At 62.2% G+C, this 19,920-nt stretch carries 18 protein-coding genes and 1 pseudogene; 9 read left to right on the forward strand and 10 right to left on the reverse strand.

Translation table 11 applies throughout. The features are described from left to right. The first annotated feature begins 19 nt into the window (after positions 1 to 19). Positions 20 to 991 (forward strand): alpha/beta hydrolase, encoded by a 972-nt coding sequence (locus tag ACXMYO_RS09340; protein ID WP_457808522.1) that lies wholly within the window; start codon positions 20 to 22, stop codon positions 989 to 991. 27 nt (positions 992 to 1,018) lie between these two features. Here the strand turns inward: ACXMYO_RS09340 and glpT are convergent, their stop codons facing one another. Further along, the gene (glpT, locus tag ACXMYO_RS09345) at positions 1,019 to 2,353 is read right to left on the reverse strand and encodes a glycerol-3-phosphate transporter (protein ID WP_457808523.1); all 1,335 of its coding nucleotides are present in this window, start codon (positions 2,351 to 2,353) and stop codon (positions 1,019 to 1,021) included. Between the two features lie 305 nt (positions 2,354 to 2,658). Here glpT and cadR point away from each other — a divergent pair, with 305 nt between their 5' ends. Beyond that, positions 2,659 to 3,090, forward strand: coding sequence for a Cd(II)/Pb(II)-responsive transcriptional regulator (gene cadR, locus ACXMYO_RS09350; RefSeq protein ID WP_457808524.1), 432 nt, complete (start codon positions 2,659 to 2,661; stop codon positions 3,088 to 3,090). A gap of 17 nt (positions 3,091 to 3,107) precedes the next feature. Here the strand turns inward: cadR and dcd are convergent, their stop codons facing one another. The 3 genes from dcd to arfB all read right to left on the reverse strand — a co-directional run bounded on the left by dcd (position 3,108) and on the right by arfB (position 5,224). Beyond that, positions 3,108 to 3,674 carry a dCTP deaminase gene (gene dcd, locus ACXMYO_RS09355; RefSeq protein WP_115852497.1) on the reverse strand — a complete coding sequence of 189 codons (567 nt, stop codon included), beginning with the start codon at positions 3,672 to 3,674 and terminating at the stop codon, positions 3,108 to 3,110. Positions 3,675 to 3,855: 181 nt separating this feature from the next. Beyond that, positions 3,856 to 4,662 carry an iron-sulfur cluster carrier protein ApbC gene (gene apbC / locus ACXMYO_RS09360; RefSeq protein ID WP_438764245.1) on the reverse strand — a complete coding sequence of 269 codons (807 nt, stop codon included), beginning with the start codon at positions 4,660 to 4,662 and terminating at the stop codon, positions 3,856 to 3,858. 151 nt (positions 4,663 to 4,813) lie between these two features. Then, on the reverse strand, positions 4,814 to 5,224 hold the full coding sequence (gene arfB / locus ACXMYO_RS09365) for an alternative ribosome rescue aminoacyl-tRNA hydrolase ArfB (RefSeq protein ID WP_438764246.1): 411 nt from the start codon (positions 5,222 to 5,224) through the stop codon (positions 4,814 to 4,816). A gap of 177 nt (positions 5,225 to 5,401) precedes the next feature. Between arfB and ACXMYO_RS09370 the strand changes: the two genes are divergently transcribed. After that, positions 5,402 to 6,532 carry a serine hydrolase gene (locus ACXMYO_RS09370; protein WP_457808525.1) on the forward strand — a complete coding sequence of 377 codons (1,131 nt, stop codon included), beginning with the start codon at positions 5,402 to 5,404 and terminating at the stop codon, positions 6,530 to 6,532. A 58-nt stretch (positions 6,533 to 6,590) separates the two neighbouring features. Further along, on the forward strand, positions 6,591 to 7,700 hold the full coding sequence (locus ACXMYO_RS09375) for a serine hydrolase (RefSeq protein WP_457808526.1): 1,110 nt from the start codon (positions 6,591 to 6,593) through the stop codon (positions 7,698 to 7,700). Positions 7,701 to 7,706: 6 nt separating this feature from the next. Here the strand turns inward: ACXMYO_RS09375 and ACXMYO_RS09380 are convergent, their stop codons facing one another. Beyond that, complete coding sequence (locus ACXMYO_RS09380) at positions 7,707 to 8,681, reverse strand: alpha/beta hydrolase (RefSeq protein WP_457808527.1); 975 nt, start codon at positions 8,679 to 8,681, stop codon at positions 7,707 to 7,709. A gap of 54 nt (positions 8,682 to 8,735) precedes the next feature. Further along, positions 8,736 to 9,197: a TerB family tellurite resistance protein gene (locus ACXMYO_RS09385; protein ID WP_438764252.1), complete on the reverse strand. Its 462-nt coding sequence runs from the start codon at positions 9,195 to 9,197 to the stop codon at positions 8,736 to 8,738. A 192-nt stretch (positions 9,198 to 9,389) separates the two neighbouring features. On the opposite strand from ACXMYO_RS09385, the gene ACXMYO_RS09390 reads away from it, so the two are divergent. Beyond that, complete coding sequence (locus tag ACXMYO_RS09390; RefSeq protein WP_457808528.1) at positions 9,390 to 10,769, forward strand: NAD-dependent succinate-semialdehyde dehydrogenase; 1,380 nt, start codon at positions 9,390 to 9,392, stop codon at positions 10,767 to 10,769. Between the two features lie 399 nt (positions 10,770 to 11,168). On the opposite strand, the gene ACXMYO_RS09395 is transcribed toward ACXMYO_RS09390, so the two are convergent. The 3 genes from ACXMYO_RS09395 to ACXMYO_RS09405 all read right to left on the reverse strand — a co-directional run bounded on the left by ACXMYO_RS09395 (position 11,169) and on the right by ACXMYO_RS09405 (position 12,699). After that, on the reverse strand, positions 11,169 to 11,840 hold the full coding sequence (locus ACXMYO_RS09395) for a spermidine synthase (protein WP_457808529.1): 672 nt from the start codon (positions 11,838 to 11,840) through the stop codon (positions 11,169 to 11,171). 48 nt (positions 11,841 to 11,888) lie between these two features. Continuing rightward, positions 11,889 to 12,233, reverse strand: coding sequence for a YkgJ family cysteine cluster protein (locus tag ACXMYO_RS09400; RefSeq protein WP_457808530.1), 345 nt, complete (start codon positions 12,231 to 12,233; stop codon positions 11,889 to 11,891). 67 nt (positions 12,234 to 12,300) lie between these two features. Then, positions 12,301 to 12,699 carry a DoxX family protein gene (locus ACXMYO_RS09405; protein ID WP_457808531.1) on the reverse strand — a complete coding sequence of 133 codons (399 nt, stop codon included), beginning with the start codon at positions 12,697 to 12,699 and terminating at the stop codon, positions 12,301 to 12,303. Positions 12,700 to 12,873: 174 nt separating this feature from the next. Between ACXMYO_RS09405 and metG the strand changes: the two genes are divergently transcribed. The 4 genes and pseudogenes from metG to nth all read left to right on the forward strand — a co-directional run bounded on the left by metG (position 12,874) and on the right by nth (position 18,458). Beyond that, positions 12,874 to 14,973, forward strand: coding sequence for a methionine--tRNA ligase (metG, locus tag ACXMYO_RS09410; RefSeq protein WP_457808532.1), 2,100 nt, complete (start codon positions 12,874 to 12,876; stop codon positions 14,971 to 14,973). Positions 14,974 to 15,284: 311 nt separating this feature from the next. Next, positions 15,285 to 16,649, forward strand: a pseudogene (locus ACXMYO_RS09415) (sensor domain-containing diguanylate cyclase). Positions 16,650 to 16,765: 116 nt separating this feature from the next. Next, positions 16,766 to 17,779: an electron transport complex subunit RsxB gene (rsxB, locus tag ACXMYO_RS09420; RefSeq protein WP_457808533.1), complete on the forward strand. Its 1,014-nt coding sequence runs from the start codon at positions 16,766 to 16,768 to the stop codon at positions 17,777 to 17,779. Between the two features lie 40 nt (positions 17,780 to 17,819). After that, positions 17,820 to 18,458, forward strand: coding sequence for an endonuclease III (gene nth / locus ACXMYO_RS09425; RefSeq protein WP_457808534.1), 639 nt, complete (start codon positions 17,820 to 17,822; stop codon positions 18,456 to 18,458). 48 nt (positions 18,459 to 18,506) lie between these two features. Here the strand turns inward: nth and ACXMYO_RS09430 are convergent, their stop codons facing one another. After that, the gene (locus ACXMYO_RS09430) at positions 18,507 to 19,907 is read right to left on the reverse strand and encodes a Gfo/Idh/MocA family protein (protein WP_457808535.1); all 1,401 of its coding nucleotides are present in this window, start codon (positions 19,905 to 19,907) and stop codon (positions 18,507 to 18,509) included. Positions 19,908 to 19,920 lie beyond the last annotated feature (13 nt).

A 19,920-nucleotide genomic window follows, 5' to 3' on the forward strand; every position in this document is an offset into this window, starting at 1 on the left:
TGCATTGTTGCGAGACCACATGACACAGCTTCCTGCCTGCGATGGCACCAGACGTCGCGTGCTCAAGGGCGCGACACACACGGCCCTGCTGGCCCTGCTCCCCGGCGCCCTCTGGTCACTTCCGGCTGGCGCACGCCCGGGCCCCGACTTCAACGAGCCGCTGCCGCCCGGCATTGTCGAGAAAGGCTCGAAGGTGTATGACTTTCGGGTGCATCGACTTACCAGCGCCGACGGCCAGCGCCACTACCGCATCACTGTCGCTGTCCCCAGAAAGGCGCCTCCTGAAGCCGGCTACACGCCGATCTATCTGCTTGATGGCAATGCCGCACTGGCGGAACTCGATGAGCAGGACCTGAAAGCCATGGACGACGCCGAGCCACCGGTGCTGATCGCGCTGGGCTATGACACGGACGCGCGCTTTGACGTCGAAGCGCGTCAATGGGACTACACCCCAAAGCGGTCGGATCAGGCGCCAATCGTTAATGACCGCCACCCCGAGCGCCGCGGCGGTGGGGCCGATGATTTCATCGGCCTGCTCAATGACACCCTCATGGCGGAGGCCGAACGCGACCTTCCCATCAACACGTCAAATCGCGCGATCTGGGGACACTCCTTTGGCGGGTTGTTTGTCATGCATGCGCTGTTCACCCGCCCGGCCCTGTTTGATCACTGGTATGTGGCAAGCCCCACGCTTCACTGGAACGGCTATCAGGTCCTGGAGGAAGCGGGCCGGTTTCAATGGCCGCCGGACCGGCACGGCAGCGTGCTGTTAATGCGCGGCGATGCCGAACTCAACCGCCGCGGCCCCTACGCCAACGGCGGCAGCGATAAGCAAGTCAACGATCAGCTGGCGGCGCTGGCGCACCGGATGGACAGCGCGCCCGAACTTGACGCACGTTTTGAAGTGCTCGAGGGCCTGGGCCACGGTGCGGCGCTGGCGCGCTCGCTCAAGCTGGCACTTTCGGATGTCAGCGGTGCCACGCTGCCATGACCGGCCCGAGGAGCCGGTCATTCAGGATCAGTCAGCGTGTCTGGCGGCCGGCTTGCGCAGCGTCAAAGAGAGCAACACGATGGCCAGCACACAGGCGGCGAGCAGCAGCATGAAACCGCCGTCCCAGCCGTAATGGTCTACCGTGTAGCCCACCATGGCGCTGGCCGCGACCGAGCCACCGAGATAGCCAAAAAGCCCTGTAAACCCGGCCGCGGTCCCGGCGGCCTTTTTGGGCACCAGCTCAAGGGCGTGCAGCCCGATCAGCATGACGGGTCCGTAGATCAAAAACCCGATGGCGATCAGACACAAGAGATCGATGGTCGGGTTGCCGGGCGGATTGAGCCAGTAAAGGGCGGTAAACACCGTCACCAGCGCCATGAAGCAGATGCCGGTCGCCCCGCGGTTGCCACGAAACAGCTTGTCGGAGAGCCAGCCGCACAACAGCGTGCCCGGGATGCCCGCCCACTCATAGAGAAAGTAGGCCCACGAAGACTTGTCGACCGTGAAGTGCTTGACCTCTTGAAGATAGGTCGGTGCCCAGTCGAGCACGCCGTAGCGCAGCAGATAGACGAAGACGTTGGCAAGTGCGATAAACCACAAAAGGCGATTTTTCAGCACGTGCTCAACAAAGATTTCGCGAGCGGAAAACTCGCGCTCGTGGCTTTCATCGTAGCCTTCCGGATAGTCATTCTTGTATTTTTCGATCGGCGGCAGACCGCAGGTCTGCGGCGTATCGCGCATTGTCAAAAGCGCAAAGACGGCCACCCCCACCGCCACGGCCGCCGGCACATAAAAGGCCGAACGCCAGTCGTTGAACCACGCCATGCCCAGTATGAACAAGGGCCCGATCAGACCGCCGCCCACGTTATGCGCCACGTTCCAGACCGATACGATGCTGCCGCGCTCGCCCTTTGACCACCAGTGCACCATGGTACGCCCGCACGGCGGCCAGCCCATGCCCTGTACCCAGCCGTTGAGAAACAGCAGCACAAACATGATGGCAATGCTGGAGGTCGCCCACTCCGAAAAACCGAACAAAAACATGATCAGCGCCGAGCATAAAAGCCCTGCCGGCAGGAAATAGCGCGGATTGGAGCGGTCCGATACCGCCCCCATCAAAAACTTGGAAATACCGTAGGCAATCGATACGCCCGCCAGCGCCAGCCCCAGATCTCCGCGGGAATAGCCCTGCTCCACCAGACTCGGAATGGCCAGGGTAAAGTTCTTGCGCACCAGATAGTAACCGGCATAGCCGATAAAGATGCCGGCAAAGATCTGCCAGCGCAGTCGCTTGTAGGTGCCGTCGATATCCGCTTCGGGAAGCGATTTACCGGGACGCCCGGCCTTGAAGATGGAGAACATGAATGCCTCGACACGGTTGACTGAAGTCGCGCGGCCTCGCCCCGGCCTGTCGGGCCAACGACAACGGTCATCGCGCTGTCATCAAAATGTCACATTCAGGTTGAAGACCCTATCGAGACCTTGGTCGGGGCACCCGGTCAAAGGCCTTTCCCATGGCAACTCAAGCGTGTCGTGCGCGCATCAGGGCTCAAATGATACGCAAATCTGGATGGCGCCCCCTTGTAACCCTATAGTGGCGACAGGGTCAGCAATCGATGGCGCATCGTGTCATCAGCGCGTCAAAACGCCACTCGCAGGAGCAAACCATGAAAATCGGAGAACTGGCGAAGGAGACCGGCTGCAGCAGCCAGACCATTCGCTTCTACGAGCGTGAGGGGCTTTTGCCGGCACCGGGTCGCAGCGAGAGCAACTACCGCCATTACGGGCCGGCACATCTCAAGCGACTCGCCTTTATCCGCAACTGCCGGGCGCTGGCCATGAGCCATGCCGAAATCCATGCGCTGCTGGCGCTGATGGATGACCCGCGGGGCGACTGTCAGGCCATCAATGCGCTGCTCGATGAGCACATCCATCACGTCGAGGTGCGTCTTGCGGAGCTTTCCCAGCTTCACGGTCAGTTAAAGACCCTGCGGGAGAAGTGCGGCCATGCCAGCCCCGTCGGTGACTGCGGCATCGTGCACGGGCTGGAGGAGATGGCGCGGGAGGAAGAGCCCGGCAGCAGTACCCATCTGGGCTAGCCGGGCCATTGCAGGGCTTACGTGCGCGGGAGCGTCACGCCACGCTGGCCCATGTACTTGCCGCCGCGGTCCTTGTAGGAGGTATCGCACACCTCATCGGACTCGAAAAAGAGCATCTGCGCCACGCCTTCATTGGCGTAGATCCGGGCCGGCAGATTGGTGGTGTTGGAAAACTCGAGCGTCACATGCCCTTCCCACTCCGGCTCCAGCGGCGTGACGTTGACGATGATGCCACAGCGCGCGTAGGTCGACTTGCCAAGACAGATGGTCAGCACGTTACGCGGAATGCGGAAATACTCCACCGTGCGCGCCAGTGCAAAGGAGTTGGGCGGAATCACGCAGGCATCGCCTTTCACATCCACGAAGCTTTTCTCGTCGAAATACTTGGGATCGACGGTGGCCGAGTGGATGTTGGTGAACACCTTGAACTCATCGGAGCAGCGCACGTCGTAGCCGTAGCTTGACGTCCCGTAGGAAATGACACGCTGATCACCGGCATGGCGGACCTGATCGTACTCGAACGGCTCGATCATGCCGTGTTCCTGCGCCATGCGGCGAATCCATTTGTCTGCCTTGATGCTCACGAGGGTGTCCTGTCGCAATGCCTGAAATAGAAAAGATAAAACCGGGATGGTGGCGCGGCACTAACGTGGCCGATGGCCGTATTGAATGCCGCGCAAAACGGCCATGATACCGATGCACCCGGCCGGGCTAAAGCCTTCAAGGCGCCGGCCCGACCGGGTGATGCGTGACAGGCCGGGTTGATCAGTCGCCGAAGCTGATCGACGGGCCGCTTTCACGCGTTTTGGCGCCAAGCTGCTCATCGATGCGGGCACTGATCGCCATGAACGAGCGCGCAGCGTCGCTTTCGGGGTCGGCGACCACGGTCGGGCGACCGCCATCGACCTGCTCGCGGATGCTCATGGTCAGCGGCAGCCGACCCAGCACTTCGGTGTCGTACTGCGCGGCAATGCGGGCACCGCCGCCTTCGCCGAAGACCGCCTCTTCATGCCCGCAGTTCGAGCACACGTGGGTGCTCATGTTCTCGACCACGCCCAGCACCGGCACGTTGACCTTGCGAAACATCTCGATGCCCTTGCGCGCATCCAGCAGCGCAATGTCCTGCGGCGTGGTAACGATCACCGAGCCCGATACCGGCACCTGCTGTGACAGCGTAAGCTGGATGTCACCAGTACCCGGCGGCATATCGATGAACAGATAATCAAGCTCCCCCCAGCCGGTCTGGGTCAGAAGCTGCTGGAAGGCGCCGGCGACCATCGGTCCGCGCCACACCATGGCGGTTTCGGTATCGACCAGCACCGCCATCGACATCATTTTCAGCCCGTGCGCCTCGATCGGCTTCATGGTCTTGTCATCGACCATGGTGGGGCGGGTGCCGGGCTCGATGCCCAGCATCTGCGCCTGGCTGGGGCCGTAAATGTCGGCGTCCAGAAGGCCCACGCGATGACCCTGAGCGGCCATGGCCAGCGCCAGGTTGACGGTGACGGTGGACTTGCCCACACCGCCTTTGCCGGAGGCGACGGCCACTACATGTTTGACTGTTTCGAGCACTGCTTGTCTCCTGTCCGTTCCCTGCCGACACCGCCTGCTGCATCGGCGATGTCATGATCGAGCGACAGTATAAACCCTCACCCGCCGACAATCCCAGGTGAAACACTCGGATATGCCGGCATCGCCCTTCATTGCGGGGCCCTCTTTCGTCTTAGTGATCCACCCGGCCCCGCATGGCCTTTTTCTGACCGCGCTGTTTCTTGCCTTCGAGCCGGCGCTTTTTCGACCCGAGCGTCGGCCTTGTCGCCTTGCGCGGCCGGGCGGTGTAGATCACCGACTTGATCAGCGCACGAAGGCGCATCAACGCCTCCTGGCGATTGAGCTCCTGGGTGCGATGGGACTGCGCCTTGATGATGATCAATCCGCTTGAGGTAATGCGATGATCGCTGAGCGAGAGCAGCCGGTCCTTGTACTCCTGCGCAAGACTGCTTTGCTGTATGTCCATGCGCAGATGAATGGCCGAGGCTACCTTGTTGACGTTTTGACCGCCGGCGCCCTGGGCGCGAATGGCGCGAAGTTCAAACTCGCTGTCGTCGATGGTGATGTGACGTGATATCTGCATGAAATCCTGTTTCCGGACCCGAAGGTCTTTTAATGCGTCCCCCGGATCCTCGGGAGTATTTTCGGGATGTCTTAAGTGCGCCTGAGGCCCGGCGTCAGGGGCGAATCCGCTTTCTATACTCCCATGACACCTTGCGCCAATAACAGCACACCCGTTGTCATGGAAGTTCAAAACCGTATGGATGCACCCTGTCGCACCGCCGTATTGTCCATTTCGAAACAGAGCCGCCCTCGCCTGACGGCGCTAATGACCGCCCTGCTACTGCTTGTCACCCTGCCGACACAGGCCACGGCGCAGTCGCTGGATGAACATGTTGATGCCAGACCGCAGGTCGAATGGCCTGCACGTCTCACCGCCGACATCGAGCGCATCAATGCCGCCTACCCGGGCGAAATCGGCGTGGTCGTGCATGATCTCGATGATGACAGCCGCTTCTCCTTTCATGGCGAACAGAACTGGTATCTGGCCTCGATGGTCAAGGTGCCGGTGGCACTGGCGCTGATGGACGAGGTCGATGCCGGTCGGATCAGCCTCGATGACACCATGACCCTTGAGCGCAGCGACTATGTGGACGGCGCCGGTGAAACCAACTGGCACGCCGCAGGCGAGCAGCTGAGCCTGCGCTGGCTGCTCGAGCAGATGATCACCCGCAGCGACAACACCGCCACCGACATGCTGATTCGCCGCGTGGGCGGCGCTGACCGGGTCAATGAACATCTTGAAACGCTGGTACCGGAAGGCTTCGAGCGCATCACAACGCTTGCCGATGTGCGTCGCTACGCCTATAGCGAGTTTCACCCCAACGCCATGACACTCGACGGGCTCGAGTTCGTTGATATTCGCAAGGCGCGCGAAGAGCCCGCCCGTCTTGCCGCCATCAGCCGTTTCATTGGCGTGCCGGTCAGCGATTTTCGCGCCCGCGATTTAAGCGAGGCGTTTGAAAACTACTACGCCACCGGCCTCAACAGCGGTCATCTTGACGCCCATGACCGGCTGCTTACCCGACTGGCACGCGGCGAAACGCTGTCGCCCGAAAGCACCGATGAGCTGATAAGCGTCATGGCGCGTACCCGCACGGGCACCAACCGTCTGCAAGCGAGCTGGCCCGACACGGTAACCTTTGCCCACAAGACCGGCACCCAGCGCGGGCGCTTTTGTGACGGCGGCATCGCCATTCAAAACGCAGACAGCGGATCGCACCGCGTGGCGGTGGTGGCCTGCACCCGCGGCTCGCTGTCGCTGGCGCGCTCGGAGCAGGCGCTCAAGGAGGTGGGTCAGGCAGTCTGGCAATCCGGCGTCTTTCGCTGACATCGCTGCCGGGCCGCGCCCGGACGTCAATCATCTTTCATGAACAACGAGAACAAACATGACACGCGTTCTATCGACCCGAATCGGGTTCTGGTTGACGGCCGGTCTGCTGCTTTCCGGCGCCCCTGTGCAGGCATCCGAGGCGCGCGCCGACAACGACTGGGTACAGCGTCTGGGGGAGCGCGTCACAGCGCTTGATGACGAGGCCGAAGGCACGCTGGGCGTGCATGTTCGCCGCCTTGCTGACGATACCCGACTCGACCACCGGGGTGACCGGCTCTGGTATCTTTCCTCGGCGGTCAAGGTCCCCGTCGCCATCGCACTGCTTCAGCAGGTCGAGGACGGCGAATGCTCACTGGATGACGAGCTCACGCTTGAAGCCTCCCAGCGCATCGACGGCGCCGGCGACCTGCTCTGGGTCGACCCCGGCCAGGCCTACAGCCTCTCCAATCTGCTCGAGCGCATGCTGATCGACAGCGACAACGTCGCCACCGACATGCTGATCGAGGCCATCGGCGTGGACGCGCTCAACGACCGTCTCCAGCGCATGACGCGACAGGGCTTTTTTGGCAGCAGCGATTTCGAGCCGATGACCACGCTGGCCGAGGTGCGCTACGGGGTGTACGGCGAGATTCACCCGAAGGCCCGCGACCTTGACCGCGACCAGCTCATTGAAATCGCCTCGGCCCCCATCGGCGATGAGCGCGTGGCAGCACTCACGCGCGCGCTCGAGGTCGAACGCGACACGCTCGAGACCGACAACATGACCACTGCTTACGCGCGCTACTACGACACGCGCGTCAACAGTGCCACGCTCAGCGGCTACGCCGACCTGCTGGCCGCGCTGGTCCGCGGTGATCTGATCAACGACGAGCACCGTGCGCTGCTGTTTGATAATCTCAAGATCGATACCTACGACAGCTACCGACTGGAAGCCGGCCTGCCCCGGGACGTGAGCTTTATCCAGAAAACCGGCACCCAGCATGAGCGCGCCTGTCATATGGGCGTGATTCGCCCCGATGCCCCGGATGAGGCGATCGTGGTTGCCGCCTGTATCGAAGGCATGGACGAGGGCGCGCCCGCCGAGGCACTGTTTGAACGCCTTGGCGAGGCCATCACGGAGACTCTGCTCTCCCCGGGCAACGATGGAGAGGATAGTGCCGCCTGAGCCGGCTCACTGTTCTACCGGCTCTGCGCGCTCGTAAAGCCCGCGGCCACGCAGCCAGTGATCCAGCAGCGTGGTCCAGCTGTCGAGTGCTGCATCGCCCATGCCCAGCCCTGTACCGTGCGGCCCGTTGCCGAAAAGATGCATCTCGGCCGGGACATGGGCATCGACCAGTGCGGTGTAGAGATCGATGCTGCCCTGCGGTGGCACCAGCTCATCGTTGGTGGTCTGATAGATAAAGGTTGGCGGCGTGTCATGCGTGACCTGGCGCTCGGGACGATAGCGCGCCCGCCAGTTTTGATCACACTCATCCAGCCCCATCAGCGTGCAATAATCGATCCGGCTTTCGGGATCACTGAACATCACCAGCGCCGGATAGCCCAGCACCAGAAAATCGGGCTGGCTGCGCTGGCGCGACACCGGGTCCTCGGCGTCAGCGTCGCCCTGATCAAAGCGCGTACCGGCCAGCGCTGCCAGATGCCCGCCGGCCGAGAAACCGGCCATACCGACCCGGTCGGGGTCGATACTGAAGTCCGCAGCGTGGGCGCGCACCCAGCGCATCGCACGCTGGGCGTCCTCCAGCGGGACCGGCATCGGATAGTCCGGCCCCAGCCGATACTTGAGCACGAACGCCACCACGCCACGGGTATTAAACCAGTTGGCGATCTGTCGCCCCTCGGTGTTGTCGGACAACACCTGATAGGCACCGCCCGGGGCAATGATGACCGCCGTGCCGTTGGGCTGCTGACCGGGCGGGTAAATGGTCAGGGTGGGCTGATCACGAAAGCCCTCGCCCCGGGCATCCGGCACCTCGCCGTCCCAGAGCGACACCGTATGCTGTTCCAGATAGCCGTTATAGGCCTGCGGCGGCAGCTGCTGAGTGTCGGGAACGTCGTCCCGGGCGGTGACCGGCGACGTTTTTACGGCCACCAGCATGCACAGACAGGCCAATACGCCCGAACGAGAGGATAAAATTGACAACACGCAATGTCCTGATGGCCGATGGCAGGAAGGGGTCAAACAAGGGGCAAAAGCATACTACGCCAGACCCAGCGCCTGCTGTACTTCAAGCTTTTGCATAATGAAGTCGGCATGGTCGACGTATAACAGCTCGGCCATCTTGCGCACGCGGGCCTCTTCCAGCGGGTCCAGCGCACCATCTGCATAGGCCACGCGCCACAACCGACCGATCAACGCGACCCGCTGAGGATAGTCATATTCGTCCCGGATCAGGCGCACGAACTGGTAGTGATCCACCGAGTCCTCCACTTCCTGATGCGCCATGTCGACCAGCGTTTCCACGGCGCTGTCATCCAGGTCGAACCGGCGACGCAGCATGTCACGCAGGGTCTGCTGCTCGACTGCCTTCATTTCGCCGTCAGCGCGCATGACCTCGCACATCAGCGCGGCCACCGCCAGCTCAAGGGTCATCTCATGGTCCTGCTCACCCGGCGCGCGGCCGCTCATGCGCTCGAAAAACTCGTTGATGGTATCCAGCATGCAATTGTCTCCTGACAAACAAGGGCGGTCTGTGGTTATGCCACACCCTTATGGACAAGGTACAGCCGCGCCTGACTCGCGAGTCGATTCGACGCTGGAGGATCAGGCAAGGAACAGACAGTAATGGCCACAGCAGCGAGGCCATTAGCGCGCTATGCTTTTGGTCGTTCCGTCATACCAAAGGAGGTTATTGTGTCGAACACCATTAAAACCGTGAATCCGGCCACCGGCCAGACGATCCGTGAGTTCGAAACCATCTCCGATGACCAGCTGCAGCAAAAGATCGAGCAGACGCATCAGGCCTATCTCGACTGGAAGCAGCGCTCGCTTGAAGAGCGCGGCAAGCTGGTGCGCCGGGTCGGCGAGCTGCTGGTCGAGCACAAGGATCGCCTGTCGAGCCTGATGACCCAGGAGATGGGCAAGCCGATCAGCCAGGCCCCGCCCGAGATCGATCTGTGCAAGAGCATCTGCGACTACAGCGCCGACAACGCCGCAAGCGTTCTGGCCGATGAAAATCGCGACCTGCCGGGCGGCCGCGCCGTTGTGACCCATCAGCCGATCGGCATCATCTTCGGCATCCAGCCGTGGAACTTCCCCTTCTATCAGGTCGTGCGCTACACCATTGCCAACCTGATGGCGGGTAACGCCGTGCTGCTCAAGCACGCGCCCAACGTCTGGGGCTGCGCCGAGGCGCTCGAAGAGATCTTCCGTGAAGCCGGCATGCCCGAAAACGTCTTCACCGTGCTCTACATTCGCGACGAGCAGGCAAGCCAGGTTACCGAGCACAGTCTGGTACGCGGCGTGACGTTTACCGGCAGCGCCGCCACCGGCCGCAAGGTTGCCGCGGCCGCCAGCGAGCAGCTCAAAAAGACCGTGCTGGAGCTGGGCAGCAACGACGCCTATCTGGTGCTTGAAGACGCCGACATCGACAAGGCGGTGGAGACCTGCGTCACCGGGCGCATCACCAACAACGGCCAGACCTGCGTTGCCGCCAAGCGTTTCGTGGTGGTCGATGCCGTCTATGAGCAGTTCCGCGACGCCTTCGTTGAAAGAATGAAGCAGGTCGAATTCGGTGACCCGACCGATGAAAACACCCAGCTCGGTCCGCTGGCCCGCAAGGATCTGCGTGACGAGCTCCACAGGCAGGTCGAGGAATCCGTCGAGAAGGGTGCCGTGTGCCTGACCGGGGGCGAGATTCCGGACGTGGACGGCTTTTTCTACCCCTCCACCGTGCTGGACAACGTCACGCCCGGCATGCCGGCCTATGACGGCGAGCTGTTCGGCCCGGTCGCGTCGCTGATCCGTGCCCGCGATGAAGAAGACGCGCTGCGCATCGCCAACGACTCGGTCTACGGCCTGGGCGGCGGTATCTTCTCCGAAGACGAAGAGCGTGCGGTCCGTCTGGCCCGCGATCATTTCGATACCGGCATGGTCTGCGTCAACGGCTACTACATCGCTCAGCCCAACCTGCCCTTTGGCGGCGTGAAGGAAAGTGGCTACGGCCGCGAGCACGGCGGCTATGGCATGCTCGAATTCGTCAACACCAAGTCACTGATGATCGGGCAGTCGTGAGACCGTGACCGCAGCGATACATCACTTGTGGTGAGGAGGCCTGCGGCCGCTGAGCCATGAGCGATGCAGCAAAAACAAATGCCCCGGGGGGTGTCTCACCCCCGGGGCATTTTCATGCAGCACTGCCTGCCTGCAAGCGCCTGTCGATCGCGGTTTAACGCAGTCCCAGGAAGGAAAGAACGAAAAGTACAACGACCACCAGACCGATGATATAAATGATATTGCGCATGTCTTGCCCCTTGCTTCGTTATGAATGCAGGCCGCCCCGTTTCATGGACCGACCGTTAACGCGTTCCTGCGTTGGCATCAGATTAGTTCAGAGCGAGACGGTGAGCCAGGACCCGTTGCATTCGTGATCACATTCGCATCGGATCACGGCGCTGCGCCCCGCCCCCCACGCTACCATGCCAGCCAGATCGTGTGACGCGCCCCTTTCCCCGGACGATGCGCGCGCACCATGTGCTCCTCGACGCAAAGCCCCGCGCGCTTGAGTCGTTCGCTAAACCCCGGGTCCATGCCGGCTGACCACACCGCCAGCACGCCGTCAGGACGCAGCGCCCGCTGAATGGCCTCAAGCCCGCGTGCGCTGTACAAACGGTCGTTTTCCCGCTGGGTCAGCCCCTCGGGGCCGTTGTCCACATCGAGCATGATGGCGTCAAAGGCGCCGGAGCTGCGCGCCAGCACGTCGGCCACATCATCAACGATGATCTCGCAGCGCGGATCACGAATCGGATAGCCGGCCGCCGCGCCCAGCGGCCCGCGATTCCACTCGACCACGCCGGGCACCAGCTCGGCGACCACCACCTCGGCTTCGGCGCCCAGCCCTGCCAGCGCCGCCGCCAGGGTAAAGCCCATGCCCAGCCCGCCGACCAGCACCCGCACATTGGGGTGTTCGCGCACCCGCGCGCAGGCCAGCTCGGCGAGGGCATCCTCGGAGCCGTGAAGGCGCGTGTTCATCAGCTCACCGGGCTTGCCGGCGATTCGAATCGAAAACTCGTCGTTGCGCTGTAAAAGCCGCAGCTGACCGCCGCCGGGGATATCGGCAGTGTCTATCTCACACAGCTTGGCCATGAAATACCTGTCGAAAAAAAAGAAAACGATGCCTGATGACAACGCCCCTTACAGGGCATCGGCATCCGTCATGGGGGCATCGACAAGCCCATAGAGCGCCCGCTCTTCACGGCACTGGTAGCTGCCTTCCTCGAAGTCGCGACAGACCTGCGGGCGGCGCGGGTGAATGCTGCACAGCATGGTGTCGCGATCCACCGCCGCACACCAGCCCTCTTCGTCCTGGCGCATCACCACGCCACCCCACTCATCCTCCTCGATCAGACCATGAGGTACCCCGCGGGCCAGATCATCGTCGTCGAGCATCACCAGAAGCCGGCAGCAGCACGCCTCGCAGTTGAAGCAGCTGACGCCTTCAGGGAGGTCAATGTTATCAAGCTGGATATCACCGGACATGCCGCACAGCCATCAGTCAGTATGGGCCGGCCATTGTACACACCCGAAGCCGCAGCGGCGGTGGCATTTACGACACGGTATTGCGCCGCCTTCCGAGCGGCTGCGTGGACCATAAAATGCAGGCAATCAGCAGCACCTGCAGCGGCAGTCGCAACAGCAGCATTAGTTCGGGCACATGGGGGAAGTCATCGGCGTGCCACCACATGTAGATATTGGCCGGCGTCACGCACACGGTCAGCGCCACCAGACCCAGCCCGGCAGCGCGACGATAGCGGGGCAGCAAAATGCCGACCGCCCCGGCAAGCTCGAATGCCCCGGTGATCAATACCGCCGGGGTTTTCAACGGCAATGAGGGCGGGATGATCGAGGCAAACGCCGCCGGCCAGACAAAATGGGCAATGCCGCCGAGGAAAAACCAGGTGAAGACAATGGCAAGGCCGATGCGCTGCGCTCGGGTCATGGACATGCGGTGATCCCCGTAAGTGTCAGCCACGTATCGTGACAGCGCAGACAACCCGGGTCACCATCTGGCGCGAATCCCTGATGATCAATGCTACAATCGGCCATCGATTTCACCCTCTTCACCCCGTCCGGCCCTGCATGGCCCGGCCTCGGGTTTTGTCACGGGAACAGCCCTTTCATGTCGACCCCTACCACGCCAGACAACGCCACGCGCCAGATCCTGGTCACCAGCGCCCTGCCCTATGCCAACGGCTCGATCCATCTGGGTCACCTGCTGGAATACATTCAGACCGATATCTGGGTGCGTTTTCAAAAAAGCCGCGGCCACGAGTGTCACTACGTTTGCGCCGATGACGCCCACGGCACCGCCATCATGCTGCGCGCCGAGCAGGAAGGCATTACCTCCCAGCAGCTGATCGACCGGGTCAACGCCGAGCATCAGGCCGACTTCGCCCGCTTTGGCGTGGCCTTTGACAACTACTACTCGACCCACTCGGAAGAGAACCGCGTCCACAGCGAGCGCATCTACCGTGCCCTGCGCGATGGCGGCTTTATCGCCACGCGCGACGTCGAGCAGATGTATGACCCGGAGCGCGGCATGTTTCTGGCCGACCGCTTCGTCAAGGGCACCTGCCCCAAGTGCCATACCGAGGATCAGTACGGCGACAACTGCGAGGCGTGTGGTGCGACCTATACGCCGGCCGAGCTGATCAATCCGGTCTCGGCGGTGTCCGGGGCCACGCCGGTGGTCAAAAGCTCGACCCACTACTTCTTTGAACTGCCCAAATTCGAGCCGTTTTTGAAGGAGTGGACGCGCTCTGACCGCCTGCAGTCACAGATTTCCAACAAGCTGCAGGAGTGGTTCGAAGCCGGGCTCAACGACTGGGACATCTCCCGCGATGCGCCCTATTTCGGCTTTGAAATTCCCGATGCCCCGGGCAAGTACTTCTATGTGTGGGTGGACGCGCCGATCGGCTATATGGCGAGCTTTCAGCAGCTCTGCGAGCGCGAAGGCCTCGACTTTGATCGCTTCTGGCAAAAGGACAGTGACACCGAGCTGTATCACTTCATCGGCAAGGATATTGTCTATTTCCACGCGCTGTTCTGGCCGGCGATGCTGGAAGGCGCCAACCTGCGCACACCCACCGGGGTTAACTGCCACGGTTTTGTCACCGTCAACGGCGCCAAGATGTCGAAGTCGCGCGGCACCTTCATCAAGGCCGAAACCTATGAGCAGTTTTTAAACCCCGAGTATCTGCGCTACTACTTCGCCGCCAAGCTGACCGCCGGCGTCGATGATCTGGATCTCAACCTCGAGGACTTCGCCGCCCGCGTCAACTCGGACCTGGTCGGCAAGGTGGTTAACATCGCCAGCCGCTGCGCCGGTTTCGTGAAAAAATCCGGCGGCCGCCTGTCCGCGACCTGCGCCGAGCCCGAGCTGGTCCAGCGCTTCATTGACGAAGGCGAAGCCATCGCAGCCGATTTCGAGGCGCGTGAGTTTGCCCGCGCGGTGCGCCGGATCATGGCGCTGGCCGATGACGCCAACGGCTACATCGCTGAAAAGGCGCCCTGGGCACTAGCGAAGGAAGATGGCCGCGAGCAGGAGGTGCTGGATATCTGTTCGGTGGGCATCAACCTCTTCCGCCAGCTGGTGGTCTATCTCGCCCCGATCGTGCCGCGGCTTGCCGAGGGTGCCCGCACCTTCCTCAACCTCGAGACGCTCAACTGGGCCAGCCGCACCACCGTGCTGCTGGATCACCCGATCGAGAAGTTCAAGCCGCTGATGACGCGCGTCGAGAGCGACAGGATCGATCAGATGATCGAGGCCTCAAAGGAGGATCTCGCCGTCGAGAAAAAGCTCAAGGACGACGCAAAGGCCGCCCAGGGTGACGCGACCGCCGCACCGGGCGCCGGCACAGCTGAAGCGCCAGCTGCCGACATCGAGCCCATCGCCCCGGAAATCACCATCGATGATTTCGCGAAGGTCGACCTGCGCATCGCCCGCATCGAGCAGGCCGAATATGTCGAAGGGGCCAAAAAGCTTTTGAAGCTGACGCTTGATATCGGCAGCGAGACCCGCACGGTCTTTTCCGGCATTCGCGCCCAGTACGCCCCCGAGGCGCTGACGGGTCGGCTGACAGTCATGATCGCCAATCTGGCGCCGCGCAAGATGCGCTTTGGCCTGTCAGAAGGCATGGTGCTTGCCGCCGGAGATGACGACGGGATCTATCTGCTCTCTCCCGACAGCGGGGCAACGCCGGGCAGCCGCGTGAGCTGATCACGCGAGCCTGTCACACCCGACGCCAGTCTCTCCGGAGGCTGGCGTTTTTCGTTGTCCGCCTCATACATCACATCTTCATAAATCATGAGGTGCGCCGATATAGCCGTACTCTGACAAGCGTTGTCCGGTCATTTTCCGGGTGGCGCCAGGTGGTATGGATACCCGACGCCATGCATTCCCTACGATTTCGCTTTTTACTGTCTCTTGTGCTGGTGGCGTGTGTCGCCCTGCTGGCGCTGTGGGGTATCGCCCATTTTCTGGTCTACCCCGATCTGCTGGAGCGTGAAGACGACTACGTGGCCCGCGAGATGGGACGGGTCGAAAGCGCCTGGCAAAACGATCTGAACAGACTCGGTGGTGAAACGCGCGACTGGGCCAGCTGGGACGACGCCTACGATTTCATGCGCGGCAGGCGACCCGACTTTGCCGAATCAAATTTCAGTCAGGAAATGTTCGAGGACATGGCGCATCTGATGATGGTCTTCATGCGCCCGGATGGCACGCCGGTGTGGATGGCCGGCTACAACCGCGACACGGACGAGTACAGCACCTGTCATTCGGCCACCGAGCGCTGTCGCTGGATGTCACCGACCCTTGCCGTCATTCAGGAGCACGTGCGCGACCAGGCCCCGGCGCTGGGCTGGCTGGCCGTAGTACGCAGCATGGATCGCGACTGGTTTGAATCCACACGCGATCAGACCGGCGTCGACGTGTCCATCGACCCCATCCTGCATCCGGACCTGGTCGTCAAACCGCCGCCCGTTATTCGCATCAGCGACGATCAGCTGCTGGCGATTCGATGGCTTGATGCCGCGCCTGGGGACAACAAGCTCTCCCTGCAGGCCACCCTGCCGCGACGCGACTTTGTGGCCAATACGGCCTCGTTCGATTTCGCCATGCTCTGGACCATCGGGGTCCTGTTCGCCGCAGTCGTCGTCATTCTGGGGCTGCTGGAGCTTATCGTGCTGGCCCCCACTCGACGGCTCGCCCGCTTTACCCGGGAGCAGCGCCGGGAAGATTCGTTTTCCGACAGTCTGCCGGTCAGTCTGATTGCTCGACGCGACGAACTCGGCAGCCTGGCGCGTGAATTCCAGCATCTTTTGATGCATCAAAAAGCACGTACCGACTCGCTGGAGCAGCTGAGCCATCGCGACCATCTCACCGGATTGCTCAACCGGCGCTATCTGGACGAGTATCTGGTTCAGTCCCTGACAAATGCTCACCAGAACCATCACGCCGTCGGGCTGATCATTATCGATATCGACTATTTCAAGACCTATAACGACTGCTACGGTCATCCGTAAGGCGACCACTGCCTGACGCGAGTGGCCCGCATCCTGGATCGTGTCGTGGATGATCAGGGCATCGTGGCGCGCGCCGGCGGCGAAGAGTTCATCGTGGTGCTGCCCGATGTGACGCGCAAGCGGACCTGGCGCATGGCCGAGCAGCTGCGTCTGGCCGTGGCCGGTCTGGCCCTGCAGCACGAGCCCTCACCGGTGGCCGACCACGTCACGATCAGCGCCGGCATGGCGATCAGCCTGCCTCAGGCACCCTGTCAGCCGGCCGAGCTGATGCGCCTGGCCGATGAAAGCCTCTATCGTGCCAAACAGGCGGGCCGCAATCAGGTGGGCGCACGCATCAGAGAGGCCTGGTACCAGCCCCAAACTCTCTAGACACTCACCCGGGCAGCAGCGCAGCGATTGAAGCGCCGGGTTCGAAGCAGGCGACATTGCGGGTATAATCGCTGCAACTTCAACGATTACCACTTCCGGGCCTGTCGACCATCTGCATGAGCGCCTCTGCCAGCATTACCGTCACCGATATTGATCATTTGCTGCCCCAGACCCAGTGCGGCAAGTGCGGCCATCCCGGCTGTCGCCCCTACGCCGAAGCCATTGTCGAGGGCGAGGCCATCAACCGCTGCCCGCCGGGCGGCGAGACGACCGTCGCAGAGCTTGCCGAACTGCTGGCGCGCCCTGTCATACCATTGGAGGTAGACGCCGAATCGCCAAAGGCCGCGATCATTCGCGAAGACGAATGCATCGGCTGCACCAAGTGCATTCAGGCCTGCCCGGTGGATGCCATCCTTGGCGCGTCAAAGCAGATGCATACGGTGATCGAGGCGGAATGTACCGGCTGTGAACTCTGTGTGGCGCCCTGTCCGGTGGATTGCATCGATATCGTGGCGCATCCGGGCTGGCAGGCCACCCGTGACGAGCGCGAGCAAAAGGACTGGCTGGCGCGACGCGCCGAGCTGGGTCGCCAACGCTTTGAAAATCGCAATGCCCGCCTCGAGCGCCAGCGCCAAGAGAAGGAAGCACGCCGTCGCGAGCGCATGCAGGCCCGCCGCCAATCGCGCGATGAAGTGCAGGAGCAGACAGCGCCCGCCCCCTCCACCAGCGCACCGGCCACCCCGAAGCCCACCGGCAATGCCCGGGCCAGAAAGGCGGCCATCAGCGCCACCGTGCGCCGGCTGGAAAAACGCCTGAGCATCGACCCCGCAAATCAGGAAGATCAAAACGCCCTTGAGCAGGCCCGCCAGCAGCTTGCCGATCTTCAAGCGCAGGGTGAAACAGGCGCGGCATCACCCGGGCAGGACACTGCCCCATCGAGCACGCTCAACTCCCTGCGCATCGCTCGCTCGGCGGCAAAACAGCGCCTGGCGCTGGCCAACCGCCAGCTGGCCCATGCCAGACGCCAGCGCGGTCCGGAAGAGATTGACGCGGCGCAGGCCCTGGTCGCGCGCGCCGAGAAAACCTGGCAGGACGCCTGTCAGGCGCTGGACAACGCCGAACGTCACTGAATACGCCACCGCCCCCTTTCCTTACCTGTCGATCAGCCTGATGAACAACGAAAAACGTCGCGAAATCTTTCGCCGCCTGCGCGAGGCCACGCCCGAGCTCACCACCGAGCTTGCCTGGTCGTCACCCTTTGAGCTGCTGGTGGCGGTGGCGCTGTCGGCCCAGTCCACCGATGTGGGCGTCAACAAGGCCACCGCGCGGCTCTTTCCCGTTGCCAATACGCCGCAGGCCATCGTCGATCTCGGCCTTGAAGGTGTAAAGGACCACATCAAAACGCTTGGGCTTTACAACAACAAGGCCAAAAATCTGGTGGCGATGTGCGAGCTGTTGCTGCGTGATCACGACGGCGAGGTGCCGCGCACCCGCGAAGGGCTCGAGGCTTTGCCCGGCGTGGGCCGCAAGACCGCCAACGTGATTCTCAACACCGCCTTTAATGAACCCACCATCGCGGTGGATACCCATATCTTTCGCGTTTCCAACCGCACCAACCTGGCGCCCGGCAAGAATGTCGATCAGGTCGAGCAGAAGCTTTTGAAGGTGGTACCGCGGGATTACAAAAGAGATGCCCATCACTGGTTGATCCTGCACGGACGCTACACCTGCATCGCGCGAAAACCGCGCTGTGGCAGCTGCGTGATCGAGGACCTGTGCGAGTATCGGGACAAGACCGAACCGGTATAAACCATGACCGTCAGCGCCCGGGGCGGGCGCTGACGGTCTCCTCGAGTATCAGCTGTCGCTTTGCTGCCAGACATCGGGCAGGTTGGGGCTGTCCGTGATCAAAAGATTGGGATCGCGCTCGTAGTCCGACTCGATGCTGACCATCTCGCCGGTGGCGGCCGATTCATAGATGGCGCGAATAATGCGAACGTCCTGCATCCCTTCCTCACCCGAGGCGTGCGGCGCGGTATCATCCTGAACACACCGGGACAGGTGATCCATTTCGGCGGCAAACTGATCGATCTCCTGAATGGACGGCTCGATGCGCTGGTTGCCATCATCCACGATCAGCCAGTGGTTGTAGTAGTTCGACAGCGGCGCCATGCGCAGCCAAGCCTTCGTGCCGAACACGCTGGCTTCATTGTTTTTCGGCGTGGAGTAGGACGAGGTGCAGTTGGCCACGGCGCCGTTCGGAAAGATCAGCTGAAAGGCGACGTTGTCCTCGACCTGGGCAAAGCGCGGGTCATCCTCACGGCTGTGAATGCGCGCAAAGACCTGCGTGGGCTCCTCGCCGAGCAGATAACGCGAGGCATTGAGGGCATAGATGCCAATGTCATACAGCGAGCCGCCGCCGGCCAGTGCCTTGTTGAGACGCCACTGTGCCGAGGGTTCTTCCGGGTCAAGCGACACCCCGGTATTGACGCTCAGCAGATTGACGTCCCCCACCATGCCGTCGCGAATGGCCTTGATGGCCGCCAGGTTGTGCGGCTCGAACTGCTCGCGATAGGCGATCATCAGCTTGCGGTCGTTGTCGCGACAGGCTTCGATCATGCGCTGACACGCCTCGACCGAAGGCGCCATCGGCTTTTCACACAATACGTGCTTGCCGGCCTGCGCCGCGCGAACGGTAAACTCCTCGTGCAGCGCGTTGGGCAAAATGATGTAGACGATATCGATGTCATCGTTGTCGCTGATCTCATCGAAGTTGTCGTAGCTGTAGATGCCGGAATCGGCCACGCCGTATTGCTGTGCTACCTGACGCGCCTTGTCGGCGTTGCCGCTGACAACGCCTGCCAGCCGGGAGTGCGTGCTGTTGCCAAAGGCCGGCAGAATCTGGTTGAGCGCAAAATCGCCAAGACCGACCACCGCCCAGCCCAGACGCTCATCGGGGGCAACAGGATCATACTGCTCGAGATCCGGCATCGGACGCCCCGTGGCCGAAGCGGGTACCGAGCTGACGCCTTCCGGTGCCGTGGCGCCGTTGCCGAAATCGAACTCCTGTCCGTTTGACGCCTGACGCCCACCGCTGCGGGCACTGCCCTCGCCGCTGGATGCTGCGTGAGCAAAGGCGGGCCCCAGGGCACCGGCCGCCAGCAGCGCACCGCTGGAGCCCTGCAGGAAACGACGACGGTTGATGCTGAAGGTGGCTTCTTCATCACGATCGACGTGATGCTGGTCCTGCTCGCTCATAACACACTCCCTG

It is taken from the genome of Kushneria sp. EE4 (genome assembly GCF_977968315.1).

Excerpts from the sequence above, each read along its gene's own strand:
- ACXMYO_RS09340 (WP_457808522.1), top strand. The coding sequence starts at position 20 with ATGACACAGCTTCCTGCCTGCGATGGCACCAGACGTCGCGTGCTCAAG.
- glpT (WP_457808523.1), bottom strand. The coding sequence starts at position 2,353 with ATGTTCTCCATCTTCAAGGCCGGGCGTCCCGGTAAATCGCTTCCCGAA.
- cadR (WP_457808524.1), top strand. The coding sequence starts at position 2,659 with ATGAAAATCGGAGAACTGGCGAAGGAGACCGGCTGCAGCAGCCAGACC.
- arfB (WP_438764246.1), bottom strand. The coding sequence starts at position 5,224 with ATGCAGATATCACGTCACATCACCATCGACGACAGCGAGTTTGAACTT.
- ACXMYO_RS09370 (WP_457808525.1), top strand. The coding sequence starts at position 5,402 with ATGGATGCACCCTGTCGCACCGCCGTATTGTCCATTTCGAAACAGAGC.
- ACXMYO_RS09375 (WP_457808526.1), top strand. The coding sequence starts at position 6,591 with ATGACACGCGTTCTATCGACCCGAATCGGGTTCTGGTTGACGGCCGGT.
- ACXMYO_RS09385 (WP_438764252.1), bottom strand. The coding sequence starts at position 9,197 with ATGCTGGATACCATCAACGAGTTTTTCGAGCGCATGAGCGGCCGCGCG.
- ACXMYO_RS09395 (WP_457808529.1), bottom strand. The coding sequence starts at position 11,840 with ATGGCCAAGCTGTGTGAGATAGACACTGCCGATATCCCCGGCGGCGGT.
- ACXMYO_RS09400 (WP_457808530.1), bottom strand. The coding sequence starts at position 12,233 with ATGTCCGGTGATATCCAGCTTGATAACATTGACCTCCCTGAAGGCGTC.
- ACXMYO_RS09405 (WP_457808531.1), bottom strand. The coding sequence starts at position 12,699 with ATGTCCATGACCCGAGCGCAGCGCATCGGCCTTGCCATTGTCTTCACC.
- metG (WP_457808532.1), top strand. The coding sequence starts at position 12,874 with ATGTCGACCCCTACCACGCCAGACAACGCCACGCGCCAGATCCTGGTC.
- rsxB (WP_457808533.1), top strand. The coding sequence starts at position 16,766 with ATGAGCGCCTCTGCCAGCATTACCGTCACCGATATTGATCATTTGCTG.
- nth (WP_457808534.1), top strand. The coding sequence starts at position 17,820 with ATGAACAACGAAAAACGTCGCGAAATCTTTCGCCGCCTGCGCGAGGCC.
- ACXMYO_RS09430 (WP_457808535.1), bottom strand. The coding sequence starts at position 19,907 with ATGAGCGAGCAGGACCAGCATCACGTCGATCGTGATGAAGAAGCCACC.